Origin of the sequence: Methanoculleus sediminis (genome assembly GCF_001017125.1) — an archaeon.
In the GTDB taxonomy this organism is placed as follows: Archaea; Halobacteriota; Methanomicrobia; order Methanomicrobiales; family Methanoculleaceae; genus Methanoculleus; species Methanoculleus sediminis.
The window spans coordinates 52,959-65,686 of record NZ_JXOJ01000001.1 but is presented as its reverse complement, the minus strand read 5'-3'; the positions used below and the strand labels follow the sequence as shown (position 1 = coordinate 65,686).

Genomic DNA, 12,728 nt, shown 5'->3' with positions numbered 1-12,728 from the left:
ACCGAAGGTGCGGGGCAGGAGCGTGAGCACCGTCAGGTGAGAAGTGCGATGTTCCGTAGGAACGGAGCTTGAGAAACCCGAAGGGTTTTGAAGTGCGACCTCCCCTGTGGGGAGGGAGCATGAGCACCGTTCCTCTAGGAACGTCGTTCCTACCGAGGCTCACGCTCCGGGCGTTCCGCCCATCGCTCTTCGCGGATCGAAGCCTACGGCTTCTCAAACTCCTTCCCCAGAGGGGAAGTCGTTCTTCGCGTGAGATGGCGGTTTATAGAGAGGGGATCACGTGATATCCTACAAAGCCCCAAAGGATTCGAGCAGCACGTCAGGGTTCAGGCCGCCGAAGTGGCGGACTTCGCCGCTCTCCGAATCGTTCACCGTGACCTCCGCCGGCGAGAAGGCAAGCAGCGAGTCCACCTTGAGGAAGTCGTAGCCGGCATCCTTGAGCACCCGGCCAAACGGCCTCCCGTAGTCGGGGGAGGTCTGCGAGGGGAGGGTCGCAAAGACCGGGTCGTAGCCCTCCGCGACGAGGGAGACCGAGCCGTAGTAGATGTTGCAGTCGTTGGCCGCCCCCATCGCCTCGATGCCGGTCCGCTTTACAGGCGCAATCGGCGACCTCCCCGCCGCATGGCTGATCCGGCGGACGTCGTAGCCCTTCTCCTCGAGTTTATGGAGGGTCGCCGTGACGACCCGGCCGGAGATCTGCACCGACCCGACCAGGCTCCGGGTCGGGGCGACGAGGACGTAGAGGTTCTCCGGGTCTATGCCGCACTTCTCCGCGATGAAGCCGGTGACCCCCTCGTCCGGGAGGGTATCCGCCTCAAGCGCGATGATGCCGGTCGTCGAGGTGTCGCGGTAGCCGATCTTTTTGTAGGTCTCTTTCGGCTTCGCCGCCAGCGCCCGCGCCGGACCCGAGGCCATCGCGGAGTAGTTCCCGGCCTTGAGCACCCAGCCCGCCTTCTGCGAACCGAGGCACGCAAGGGCGGGGTGGCTCACGGTGAGGTGCAGGAACGGGACCGGCACGACCCCCACCCGGCCCATGGTTATCGCCGCCGTCGCGAGCCCTGCAAGGCAGGTCATCACGAAGAGCGTGCCCGCCCGGTAACTCCCGGGAACGTTCACGCCGCAGTCGATGCACGTCGCGCCGTTCCCCTGCTTCGCGACCGCCACCCCGAGCTCGTCCCGGCGGTCGATCACCTCTCTCACGGCAGGCATCGCCGTGCGGTTTACGCTGAGCATCGTCCTCACCTATCTCAACGGAGGGATAGGGCACCGATCACTTTAGCGGTTCCCATGCAGGCATGCAGCCCGGTCCGAGGCGTACCGGCAACGACCGGTTTTATGCGACAGCCCGGGAAACAGATAGGGTACCTATGCCGGACAGCACGAACCACAGTTCATCGGCACGCATGATAAACGGCGCCATCCCCGCCGGCCTTCTCTCCGCCGTGCGATCGGAGCGGCCGCTGGTGCATCACATCACGAACAGCGTCACGATCAACGACTGCGCGAACATAACGATCTGCACCGGGGCCGCCCCGGTGATGGCCGAGGCACCCGAGGAGGTTGCCGGGATGGTCGGCGCCGCCGGCGCCCTCGTCCTGAACATCGGGACGCTCTCCGCCACACAGGTCGAGGCCATGCTGATTGCCGGCCGCCGGGCAAACGAACTCGGCATCCCGGTCGTCCTCGACCCTGTCGGCGTGGGGGCGACCCGGTTCCGGACAGAGACCGCCCATAGACTCCTCGATGCCCTCGCTATCGCTGTCGTGAAGGGAAACGCCGGGGAGATCGGCGTCCTTGCCGGGACCGGCGGGAGCGTCCGGGGCGTGGATTCCGGCGGGATCATGGGCGATCCCGTCGAGACGGCACGTGAGTGCGCACGCTCGACCGGGACGGTGGTGTCGATGACGGGGGCGGTCGACGTCGTCACCGACGGAAGCCGGATCTATCTCGTCGGGAACGGCAACCCGATGATGGACCGCCTCTCCGGGACGGGGTGCATGGCATCTTCGGTCACCGCGGCGTTCGCCGCGGTCGCGGACGATTTCGCGGTTGCGTCGGCAGCAGCGCTCGCGGCGTTCGGCCTGGCCGGGGAGCGGGCGGCTTGCGGGGCACGCGGACCCTACTCGTTTCGGACTGCTCTCTTCGACGAACTTGCCGGGCTCGCCCCCGACGACCTTGCCCGGGAAGCGCGGATCGAGGAGCGCTGATGGATTACGACCTCTACGTGGTCACCGACGAGACGATCGGGCGCGGGCGATCCCACGCGGATCTCGCCCGCCTCGCCGTCGCCGGCGGCGCGGACGTGATCCAGCTCCGTGACAAGAGGCTCCCGGGCCGCGAACTCTTCGCGGCGGCCGTTGTCATACGCGAGATCACCCGGGATGCCGGCGCGCTCCTCATCGTGAACGACCGCCTTGACGTCGCCCTTGCGGCCGGTGCCGACGGCGTCCACCTCGGCGCAAGCGATCTGCCCGTCAGGGAAGCGCGGCGCATCGCCCCGCCGGGGTTCGTCATCGGGGCCTCGGTCGGGTCCGTCGCCGCGGCGGTCCGGGCCGCGGCGGAAGGGGCCGACTATGTGGCGCTCAGCCCGACGTTTTCGACCGGATCCAAGGACGATGCGGGGCCGGGCCACGGGCTTGCCGCGCTCTCGGAGATCAGGAGCGCGGTCTCTCTCCCGCTCGTTGCCATCGGGGGGATCACCGCCGGGAACGTCTCCGACGTCATCGCCGCGGGTGCGGACGGCGTCGCGGTGATCTCGGCGGTCGTGGGGGAGGACGACGTCACCGCCGCCGCACGGAACCTCCGCGCCCGGATCGTCGCCGCAAAAGCGGGAAGCCGTTAATCCGCCGGGCAGGTCGGCGGGGAAGCAGGCGTCCGCTGGTGGACGGCCGCCCGCCACCGGCCCCCGGCCTGGACATATACCGTCGATACGTAGAGCGTCTGCCCGCCGAAGGAGACGGTATACGCGAGGACGGCACCCTCCTCCCCGAGAGGCACGATCTTCGGGTCCGTGATGGCGTACTTCGGAAACTCGTTGGGGTTCTCCACGAGATCACGGAGGATCCCTTCCCTGTCCAGGATGCCCCAGGGGCTGACGACAAGGGCTTCCGGCGCGAGATAATCACGGTAGAACTCCACGTCCCGGGTGTCGGCAGCCTCCCAGGCCCGCTTCTCGATATCCAGCAGAACCGCTAACCGGTCTTCCATAAAGAGCACGTGAACGCACGGACTGGTAATAATCGTTTCCCGGGTTCCGCATGCCCGGGGAACAGCAAGATTAAACAGGGAGTCCGTCAAGTAAAACACTTTAAAGTAACTCAAAAGTAAAAGAAATCACTTTAATATCAGTACGGCGGGTACTGAATAGGATCATGACACGGAATGCCATCGCACTGACCACGCTCGCTCTCTTTGCCGCCTTTCTCCTCTTCTGCGCGGCGGGATGCACCACCGTCGCCGGGGATAACGCCACCGCCGAAGACGCCACTCTGCTTGTCTACTCCGGCGCCGGCCTCAAAAAGCCGATGACCGCGATCGGAGAGGCGTTCACCGAGAAGTACGGCATCGGCGTCGAGTACACCTTCGCCGGTTCGGGCGCGCTCATCACCCAGATGGAACTCTCCCGGAAAGGCGACGCTTTCATACCCGGTGGGACGCCCGACTACCGGATCGCGCAGGATAAAGGACTGGTCGGAGAGCCCGGCTACGTCGCCTACCACGTCCCGGTGATCGTCGTCACAAAGGGGAACCCGAAGAATATCACCTCGGTCGACGACTTCGCCCGGCCCGGGCTGAAGATCGCGCTCGGCGGCGCGAACACCACCGCGATCGGCAGAGCCGGCGACAAACTCTTTGAGAAACACGGCATCCTCGACACCGTCGAGAAGAATGTCGTCCTCCGGGCACCGACGATCAACGAGGTGGTGGTGGCGATGAACATGGGCACCGCCGACGCCGCGCTCATCACGCTCGATATGGTGAATCCCGAGACGATGGACAGGATCGATCTGGCGCAGGAAGACGGCCTCACCCTCATCGTCCCGGTAGGGCCGACCACCTTCACGGAGCAGCCTGACACCGCCCGGCAGTTCGTCGAGTTCGTCACTTCCGACGAGGGGAAGGCGATCTTTGTCGACCACGGGTTCCCTGCCTACCCCGACCCGGCGTACGCAGGGGTGGAGCCATGAGCGGCACGGAGTACTCCTGCAGGGCCATCGGAGTCGCCCGGACGCCGTTCACCGACCCGGCCGCCACTCCCATCCAGGCTGCCTTCTCCGCCGCCCGCGGGACGGTGGAGGTCCACCCCGGATTCCGGGACGGCCTTTCGGCGCTCGCGGGGTTCTCCCACCTCATCCTTATTTACCGGTTTCACCACGCCGCCGGTGAGGAACTAACCGAGCGGCCGCTCATCGACGGCGCCAAGGCGCACGGCATCTTCGCCACCCGGCACTTCAACCGCCCGAACATGCTCGGGATATCGGTCGTCCGGCTGGCCGGTATCGACGGGGGAACGATCGCCATCGAGGGCGTCGACCTCCTGGACGGGACGCCGATCCTCGACATCAAGCCCTATATCCCGGCGTTCGACTGCATCGGGGGCGCTTCCTCCGGGTGGGTGACGCCGCAGCACGTCGAGCGGATCAAACAGCAGAGCGCGTCCTTCAGGGTAGAGTAGTTGTGTTCCGGAACCGGGCCGCCCTCCCCCGCCCCACCCCGTTCAAGGCGCTCTTTCTCGCCGTCACGTTTTGCCTGATCGCCTACACGCTCGTCGTCATCGGCGGCCTCGTGGTCTACCCGCCGCTCCCGGCCCTCATTGAGAGCCTGTTCTCCCCCGAGATCGTCTTTGCCGTCGAACTCTCGCTCGTCACCTCGGCGGTCTCCACCGCTTTCTGCGTCGTCGCCGCCGTGCCGGTCGCCTACTCGCTCGCCCGGCTCTCGTTTCCCGGCAGGAACCTGGCAAACACCCTCTTCAACATTCCGCTCGCCCTTCCGCCGCTCGTTGCGGGCGTGGCGCTGCTCATCTTCTACGGTCCCTCGACGTTCGGGAAGATGCTATCAGCCTCGGGGCTCGACGTCATCTACACCCCGCTCGGGATCGTCGTCGCCCAGTTCTTCGTCAACCTGCCCTACATGGTCAGGGTCGCCCGGTCGGCCTTCGAGACGATCAACCCCCGCTACGAGCACGTTGCCCGAACGCTCGGGTGCACCGAGTGGGGAGCCTTCCGCCAGATCACCCTCCCTCTCGCAAAGAGCGGCCTCATCGCGGGCCTGGTCATCACCTGGTCGAAGTCCATCGGCGAGTTCGGCGCCGTCCTCATGCTCGCGGGGGCCACCCGGATGAAGACCGAGACCCTGCCCATCGCGCTCTTCCTGAACATGTCGACGGGGGATCTCGACCTCGCCGTCGCCGCGTCCGTCATCCTGATCGTCATATCGGTCATCTCGCTCGCGGTCTTCGAGCGCTACACCGGCGGGCGGGGGGTGTTCTAGGTGCTCAGGATCGCCGGGCTCGCCAAACGCCTCGGGGACTTCACCCTTGATTGCGTGGACCTGACCGTCGCCGACGGCGAGTACTTCATCGTCCTCGGGCCGACCGGCGCGGGAAAGACCATCCTCCTCGAGACCCTGGCAGGGATATACTCCCCGGACGCCGGGACGATCGCCCTTGAAGGCCGCGACATCACCCGCACCGACCCGAAAGACCGGGGGATCGGCATGGTCTACCAGGACTACATGCTCTTCCCCCACCTCACCGTCGGGGAGAACATCGGGTTCGGCCTCCTGCAGCGGAAGGCCGAAGCCGCCCGCATCGGAGAGAGCGTGCGGGAGACCGCGGCCCTCCTCGGGATCGGGCACCTCCTGGAACGGACGACAGGGACACTCTCCGGCGGGGAGCAGCAGCGGGCGGCGATCGCCCGGGCGCTCGTCCTCCGGCCCCGCGTCCTGCTCCTCGACGAACCGCTCTCGGCGCTCGACACCGTCACCCGGGAACGGCTCCGGAGGGAACTGAAGGCGATCCACCGGGCGACCGGCACGACGGTCGTCCACATCACCCACCACTTCGAGGACATATTCGCCCTCGCCGACCGGGTAGCGGTGATGCAGGACGGCAGGATCGTCCAGACGGGCACGCCTGATGAGGTCTTCCGGAAACCTGCCACCGAGTTCGTCGCCGCCTTCACCGGCATGGAAAACGTCTACTGCGGGGTATCGAGGGTCCAAAACGGGGAGGCGACGATCGACCTCGGGGAGATCGTCGTCCGGACTGTCACCGCGATCGAGGGCGACGTCTGCGTCGGCATCCGGCCTGAGGAGGTGATCCTCTCCCGCCGGCCGTTCGAGTCGAGCGCCGCAAACACCTTCCCGGGCACGGTTGCTGAGATCCGGCAGAACGGCATGTTTTCGCGGGTCGTCGTGGATACGGGGCTGCCTTTCGTCGCCGTCCTGACCCGGCAGAGCGTCGCCCGCCTGGGCCTCGTCGAGGGGGAGCCGGCGAATGTCACCTTCAAGGCTTCTGCGGTCCACGTCTTCAGGCGGTAGCATTTATCCGGTCACCCGGCGCAGGGGCGAACCGATGGATGCCGATGATATCCGGGAAGAACTCGTCTTTGCCGCTCAAGAGGCCGCCCTCGCCGACCGGTTCGGGATACCCCCCGATGCGCTCGTCCCCCTCCTCTTCTCCCTCCGCTACGGGGGCGACTGGAGCTACGCCGCGGAGGGGCTCACCGCCATATCGGCGGTGAAGAAGACTACGGTCTACGATGACGAACGGCTGATCGGCTACTCGCTTGAGGAGACCTACCTCTTCGTCGACCCGGTACTCCTGCACAGGGAGGGAACCGTCTACCGGCTGGAGAAGTGCGGCAGCGCTCCCGCGCGGCTGCTCGTAAAACGGCCCTACCGGTTGCGGCTCGGCGCTCGCCGGATCATCAGGGCGACCGTTCACCCGCTCGAGAGAACGATCCGGGCCGAAGACCTCGGTGCCGCGGAGATGACGTTTACAGGCTCCACCGCCTACGGGATCGATCACGAGATGGAGCACCTCGCCGGGCGCGAGATCCGCGGGGAGGGGCTCCGGACCTTCCGGTTCGGGTGAGGAAGTTTGTGCAACCGGGAGAATAGAACACTATACAACGCTCTCGTAAGACCACACCCCTAAAAGGGAAGATTTGTTGTGGGGAGGCCGGCCCCGAACCGCCCCTTACACCTTCCGAAACAGGTTCTTCTCCGCACCGCACCGGGAGCATGCCCAGGTTTCGGGCAGGTCTCCAAACTCCGTGCGGGCCTCGATCCCCTGGCCGGGCTCGCCGGCCCTGGGGTTGTAGACATAGCCGCAGAGTCCGCACCGGTATGAATCCATCATCTCCTTCACCTCACCGCCCCGACCGGGGCACGGCACCCATGTACCCTCTGAGTGATAAGTACTCCGGTCAGGAGAGCGGGAGATGAAGTTCTCTGTCGGGAAGCCCATCGAGGACGAACGACGCCGATGCGGCGGACGGCCGGCGGACTGTTCTCCCGGGACGAATCGCTCTTCGAGGCGGGAGACGCGGGGCCCTCCGGTTCAGGCGAGAGAGCGATATGCTAACCGGCGCGAATCACCAGAAGAAAAGACCGGATCCGGTCAGGAACGGCTCTCTCCTTACACCTTCTTGAACCGGCTCTTCGGCGCACCGCACCGGGGGCATTTCCAGGTCTCGGGCAGGTCGTCAAAAGCAGTGCCGGGCTTGACGCCGTGGTCGGTGTCGCCAATTGCCGGGAAGTAGACGTAGCCGCACAGAGTGCACCGGTATGAATCCATTCCTTCTTCACCTCTCCCCCACCGGCCGCGAGGGCGGCAGGGCATACGATCTCCTATACACCGCGCAAGGATAAGCACTCCGGTCACGACACCGGGAAGAGAAGTTCTTTCCCCGTGCAGCCGTCCAGAACGATCGAGCGTTCTCCCCGCTCCGAGGCGAACCGGATCAGGTAGACCGGGTAATAAATCGTCTCGAACTCGACGATCTCCGCCGTGGGTTCGAGCCCTTTGAGAATCGTCCGGAGCAACGACTCCGTGACCTTCGCCTCGAGGGGCTCCTCCCGGAGCGACTCCATCGGGAGGTCCGCTCCCCGCCGGAGAGAGGAGAGCGCCGGGACATCCGCTGCAAGCAGGGGCACGTAGACCTTCGTGTCGCCCACCGTCTTCACCTCCGTGATGAGTTTCACATCAGCAAGGCTCTTTATCGCCTTCTTCACCACGCCGGGCGCAAGATGGGTATCGGCCTCGATCTCGGTCAGGGTCGAGCCGCCGTTCGCGAGCCCGGCAACGATCTTCACCGCGGCCTCGTCGAGCCCGAGAAGCTCCGAGAAACCCGGCCTGACCTTCATCCCCCTATCCACCTCGACGATGCAGCCGGTAGGTCCATCAATGACGAATGAAGCCGTTTTCGTCGCTTTGCGGAGAAGCCCGCCGATGTAGCGGACCTCCACCCGGTGGAGCGGCCGGTAGACCCGTTCTCCAGAGACGATCCGCTCTTCCGGCTCAAGGATCCGGAACCGGCGTTTCCGTTTCCCCTTCGCGATATCGAGCGCTTCCTCGCGGAGCAGCACCGGGATCACTGCATTTGCGGCTGCGGTCGGCGCTTCTACCGGCTCTTCCCGGGGGATATCCTCGGGACCACAGGGTTCGGCGCGGGCCGGTTCCGCCCGGGGAGGCCTGGCAGGCCTGGCAGGCTCGATTGGCCGCGCGGGCACGAGCCGGGGCGTCAGCCCCCGGTGTTCGCACAGCCGGGCCCCAAAGCGCATCTTCGTCGCATTTTCCCTCGAGAGTTTGCCCATCACAAAGAACTCCCCGGGCTCGAGATCCGCGAGCTCCCCGGCCTCTTTCCGGGACGGGAAGAAGAGGCTGACCGCTTTCAAGTCGTTCTCGATCGAGAGCTTCCCGAGGATCTGGCTGTTGCACTGCGAGAGGACGTTCTTCGTCACGAGCGACGGCCGCTGGGTCGCGACCAGGAGGCCGAGTCCGCGTTTGCGCCCCCGGCGGGAGATCTCCTCGATCTTTTTGATGGATTCCCCCGACTGGGGAATGAACTTGTCCGCCTCCTCCACAATCAGCAGGAACGGCTGCTTTAACTCGCTCTCAAGGTCGTAGAGAACTTCCGCGAGGTAGGAGACACGCTCCTGCATATCGGTCTCCGAAACGTCGAAGATCACCGCCGTCCGGGAGCAGATCGCGTTCTGCATCAGTTCCCGGAGGTTCACCTGCCCGATATCCACGTCGCAGTCGTCACTGGAACCGATCCAGAGGAGGGGGAACCGGTCCCTGAGCGAGAAGTATTCCCCCTCCGTATCGATGAGGCAGAACCCCACCCGTGCCTGCAGGAGCTGCTCGCAGAGAACCGCGATACCCCAGCTCTTCCCGGCACCCGACTGCGCGATGACGCAGGTCCTTCCCGTCACGAGTTCCTGGGCGTCAATGGCAACGTCGCGGTCGCCGTCCTTTCCGATAACCAGTTCCATCCGTTCAAAGAGATAACAGGATGCCGGGAGTTTTAACGCTTCCTCTTCGTTCCAGGGGGATTTGTTCCGGAAGCCTGTCATTCTTCATCAGCATTTATTCCTGCGGAGCGAGAGGATGACCCCGAAGGCCGAGAGAACCGCAAATGCGAGGAAGATCAGCCGCAGGCTCGCGAGGAACTCCGGGAATATCGCCGGGGTAACGGTCGTCGATCCCATGATGACCGCAAAGACCACAAGAACCGCCCCCATGCTCAGCATCATTCCGAGCGACCGCATCATCGCCACCATCGCCGACGCGCTCCCGTAGTAGCGTTTCTCCACGCAGCCCATGATGGCGGTGGTGTTCGGGGACGAGAAGATCCCGAGCCCCACGCCCAGCAGCACCAGGAGGGCGAGGATCGCGGCGATCGGCGTCGTCTCGCCGAGCAGGGAGAAGCCGAAGAGGCCCACGGCCGTAACCCCCATCCCCACCGAAGCGACGAGCCCGGGCTGCAGCCGGTCGGCCAGGCGGCCCGCCGCCGGGGCGACGAAGACCTGGACGACCGGCTGGAGGAGGAGCAGGGTGCCCGCGGCGACGGGTTCGTAGCCCCGGATGTACTGGAGGTAGAGGGAGAGGAGGAACCCGACCGCGAACGTTGCGCTGTAGTTGATCAGGGCGGCGGCGTTCGAGGCGGCAAAGACCCGGTTCTTCTCAAGCAGCGTCACCGGGAGGAGCGGGTTCTGGCGGCCGCGCTCCACCCGGAAGAAGACCGCCCCGAGCACCACGGCTACCGCGAGGAGCGTTGCGCCCGCGGGGGTGGTCACCCAGGCCAGGCCCAGGAAGAGGCAGAGGATCAGGGCGGAGGAGAGAATCAGGCCCGCGACGTCGAACTGCTCCCGCTGCCGCTCGTTTAAGAACGCCGGGAACTTCCCGGCGTAGAAGAGGACGGGGACGGCGAGGAGCGCGGTCACGATGAAGATGCTCCGCCAGCCGAGGAACTGGGTCAGGGCGCCCCCGAGGAACGGCCCGAGCGAGAGCCCGGCGTAGACCGCCGTCGTATTCAGCCCGATCGCGTAGCCCCGCTCGCCGGGCGGGTAGAGGTGGGTGATCAGGGCCACGCTGTTTGCGTATATCATGGCGCCGCCCATCCCCTGGATGAACCGGAAGACCAGGAGGAGATCCATCGTGGGCGTGAAGATGGTGAGGAGGGAGCCGGCGGTGTAGACCACGATCCCGGCTAAAAAGACCCTGACCTTTCCCTGCGAGTCCCCAAGCCTCCCCGCCGGGAGGAGGAAGATGACCGACGCGAGGAGATAGGCGCTCGTGACCCAGGCAAGCGTGGCGGCGTCGGCGGAGAACTCCCCGCCGATGGCGGGGAGGGCGAGGTTGATCGCGGAGCCCGTGAAGGGGTTTAAGAATGTGGCGACGGTGACCAGTATGAGGATGAACCTTCGCGAATACGGCTTGTTGTCTTCCTGCTCCACGGATACCCCTCGTGCCCCCGGAGCATCCTGATCCCGCTCCGGGTATGCGTGATAAGAATATTCGCGGCGAGCGCAGATAAGAGCACTGCCGCCGCCCGCGAATTACTTTAATGAGAACGGCACCGGAGAGGATATGCCCGATCATCCCCCGGAGACCCGGCAGGATCTCCGCGACCTCTCTATCCGGCTCATTCTGCTCCTCGGCGCGGCAAGCCTCTGCGGGAGCCTGGTCTCGAACGGTGCCAGGAGCGTCACCGGCCCCTATATCCTCCTCCTCGGGGGGAGCGCGGCAATCGTCGGGCTGGTCGCCGGGTCCGGCGAGTTCATCGGGTACGCACTGCGGTCGGCCACCGGCATCTACGTCGGCAAAAACCACCGTTACTGGAGGGCGGCGACGGCCGGCTACGGCCTGCTCGCTGCCATCCCGCTCCTCGCCGTCGCCGGACGGTGGGAGACTGCCGCCGTCCTCATCATCGCCGAGCGGATAGGAAAGGCCGTCCGGACACCGGCCCGGGATACGATCCTTTCCTACGCGACGACGGCCGTCGGGCGGGGATGGGGGTTCGGTGTCCACAAGGCGCTCGACCAGATCGGTGCGGTCGCCGGGCCGCTGGTCATGGCCGCCGCCCTGGCCGTCACCGGCGGCTACGGCATGGGATTCCTCCTGCTCGGGATACCGCTCGCCGGTGTTGCGGTCGCTCTCTTCCTCGCGCAATCGGAGGTGCCGAGACCGGGACGCCTGGAGAGAGAGGAGGAGGGGGACAGGGACAATCTGCCCGGGATCGTGCCGTATGCCGCGTTCATATTCCTCGGGATGGCCGGATTCGTCAGCTTTCCACTCATCTCCTTTCACCTGAAAGCCCAATCGATCGTCCCCGACGCCGCCATTCCCCTCTTCTACGCCGGCGCGATGACGGTCTCGGTCGCCGTGGCGCTGCTTGTCGGGCGGGCCTTCGACCGCATCGGCACCCATATCCTCCTCGCCATCCCGGCTCTCAGCATCGCGACGGTCGCGCTCGCCTTCTCGACCGAACCGGGCGCAGCCGTCGCGGGATCGCTCGTCTGGGGGGCCGGGATCGGCATCTTCGAGCCTGTCCTCCGGGCGTCGATCGCGGAGTCCACGGCACTCGACCGGAGGGGGAGGGTCTACGGGAGCGTGAGCGCGATCTTCGGGACGGCGTGGTTCGTGGGAAGCGCCGTGATGGGCGTCCTCTACGACGTATCGATCGGGCATATCGTCGCGTACGTCGTCACTGTCGAGGCTGCGGCGGTCGCTGCCTACCTCTGGATGTACCGTTCCCGGATCGTGGTGAGGCTCCAGGAGGGGCTCGGGGAGATCATCCCGTAACCCTGCGGCGCGATACCATCCATGCTTTCAGCGCCCCGCCGATCGCACCGCCGACGGCGCCGAGAATACCGAAGTAGAGGGCGAGGGCAAAGAGGAGGACGGCGATCCCGAGGCCGATGAGGGTCCCGACAGGGCCGAGGAACGCCGTCCCGCCGACGACGGCGACGACCGAGAAGATCGCGGCGACGATGAGCCCGCCTAAGAGTCCGCCGAGCGCACCCCTGACCGCTCCCGGGGACCCGAGGTAACCGCCGATGATCCCTCCGACGATCGGGCCCCCTACCGGAAAGAACGGGCTGATGAAGAGCATGAATACGAGGCCTACAAGCGTGGAGAGCCAGAAGGGACCACTAGTTTCCGCCAATCGCACCTCCGAAACGAGAAGAGCCGGGGAGAAGACCCCCCGGCGTTCGAC

Annotated in this window: 15 protein-coding genes; 8 read left to right on the top strand and 7 right to left on the bottom strand. The window is 65.7% G+C overall.

The window, feature by feature from the left end:
• Positions 1 to 288: 288 nt before the first annotated feature.
• A complete protein-coding gene (gene mch, locus SZ63_RS00335) occupies positions 289 to 1,233 on the bottom strand; it encodes a methenyltetrahydromethanopterin cyclohydrolase (RefSeq protein WP_048179380.1) in 945 nt (314 codons plus the stop codon).
• A 134-nt stretch (positions 1,234 to 1,367) separates the two neighbouring features.
• Between mch and thiM the strand changes: the two genes are divergently transcribed.
• Together thiM and thiE are read left to right on the top strand one after the other, a co-directional pair.
• A complete protein-coding gene (gene thiM, locus SZ63_RS00330) occupies positions 1,368 to 2,207 on the top strand; it encodes a hydroxyethylthiazole kinase (RefSeq protein WP_048179377.1) in 840 nt (279 codons plus the stop codon).
• The gene (gene thiE, locus SZ63_RS00325) at positions 2,207 to 2,842 is read left to right on the top strand and encodes a thiamine phosphate synthase (protein WP_048179375.1); all 636 of its coding nucleotides are present in this window, start codon (positions 2,207 to 2,209) and stop codon (positions 2,840 to 2,842) included. Before thiM ends, thiE begins: the two co-directional genes overlap by 1 nt.
• On the opposite strand, the gene SZ63_RS00320 is transcribed toward thiE, so the two are convergent.
• Positions 2,839 to 3,207 (bottom strand): nuclear transport factor 2 family protein, encoded by a 369-nt coding sequence (locus SZ63_RS00320; RefSeq protein WP_156168317.1) that lies wholly within the window; start codon positions 3,205 to 3,207, stop codon positions 2,839 to 2,841. The genes thiE and SZ63_RS00320 overlap by 4 nt on opposite strands.
• Before the next feature lie 164 nt (positions 3,208 to 3,371).
• Between SZ63_RS00320 and modA the strand changes: the two genes are divergently transcribed.
• Genes modA through SZ63_RS00295 form a run of 5 tightly spaced genes read left to right on the top strand, consistent with a single transcriptional unit; the run spans position 3,372 to position 7,096 of the window.
• Positions 3,372 to 4,187: a molybdate ABC transporter substrate-binding protein gene (gene modA / locus SZ63_RS00315; protein ID WP_048179368.1), complete on the top strand. Its 816-nt coding sequence runs from the start codon at positions 3,372 to 3,374 to the stop codon at positions 4,185 to 4,187.
• Positions 4,184 to 4,675, top strand: a complete 492-nt coding sequence (gene tsaA, locus SZ63_RS00310; protein ID WP_048179365.1) for a tRNA (N6-threonylcarbamoyladenosine(37)-N6)-methyltransferase TrmO — start codon at positions 4,184 to 4,186, stop codon at positions 4,673 to 4,675. Before modA ends, tsaA begins: the two co-directional genes overlap by 4 nt.
• Positions 4,676 to 4,677: 2 nt before the next feature.
• Positions 4,678 to 5,490, top strand: a complete 813-nt coding sequence (locus SZ63_RS00305) for an ABC transporter permease (protein WP_048179362.1) — start codon at positions 4,678 to 4,680, stop codon at positions 5,488 to 5,490.
• Positions 5,491 to 6,540: an ATP-binding cassette domain-containing protein gene (locus tag SZ63_RS00300; protein ID WP_048179357.1), complete on the top strand. Its 1,050-nt coding sequence runs from the start codon at positions 5,491 to 5,493 to the stop codon at positions 6,538 to 6,540.
• Positions 6,541 to 6,574: 34 nt separating this feature from the next.
• Entirely contained in the window at positions 6,575 to 7,096 is a 522-nt protein-coding gene (locus SZ63_RS00295; protein WP_048179354.1) for a hypothetical protein, read from the top strand.
• 105 nt (positions 7,097 to 7,201) lie between these two features.
• On the opposite strand, the gene SZ63_RS00290 is transcribed toward SZ63_RS00295, so the two are convergent.
• The 4 genes from SZ63_RS00290 to SZ63_RS00275 all read right to left on the bottom strand — a co-directional run bounded on the left by SZ63_RS00290 (position 7,202) and on the right by SZ63_RS00275 (position 10,965).
• Entirely contained in the window at positions 7,202 to 7,363 is a 162-nt protein-coding gene (locus tag SZ63_RS00290) for a rubredoxin (protein ID WP_338151806.1), read from the bottom strand.
• 279 nt (positions 7,364 to 7,642) lie between these two features.
• Entirely contained in the window at positions 7,643 to 7,801 is a 159-nt protein-coding gene (locus tag SZ63_RS00285) for a rubredoxin (protein WP_048179351.1), read from the bottom strand.
• A gap of 83 nt (positions 7,802 to 7,884) precedes the next feature.
• Positions 7,885 to 9,582: an ATP-binding protein gene (locus SZ63_RS00280; protein WP_241481200.1), complete on the bottom strand. Its 1,698-nt coding sequence runs from the start codon at positions 9,580 to 9,582 to the stop codon at positions 7,885 to 7,887.
• Between the two features lie 6 nt (positions 9,583 to 9,588).
• A complete protein-coding gene (locus SZ63_RS00275) occupies positions 9,589 to 10,965 on the bottom strand; it encodes an MFS transporter (RefSeq protein WP_048179348.1) in 1,377 nt (458 codons plus the stop codon).
• 133 nt (positions 10,966 to 11,098) lie between these two features.
• Here SZ63_RS00275 and SZ63_RS00270 point away from each other — a divergent pair, with 133 nt between their 5' ends.
• Positions 11,099 to 12,313: an MFS transporter gene (locus tag SZ63_RS00270; protein ID WP_048179345.1), complete on the top strand. Its 1,215-nt coding sequence runs from the start codon at positions 11,099 to 11,101 to the stop codon at positions 12,311 to 12,313.
• Here the strand turns inward: SZ63_RS00270 and SZ63_RS00265 are convergent.
• On the bottom strand, positions 12,303 to 12,677 hold the full coding sequence (locus SZ63_RS00265) for a DUF5518 domain-containing protein (RefSeq protein WP_156168315.1): 375 nt from the start codon (positions 12,675 to 12,677) through the stop codon (positions 12,303 to 12,305). The two genes, SZ63_RS00270 and SZ63_RS00265, sit on opposite strands and share 11 nt — an antisense overlap.
• Positions 12,678 to 12,728: the final 51 nt, after the last annotated feature.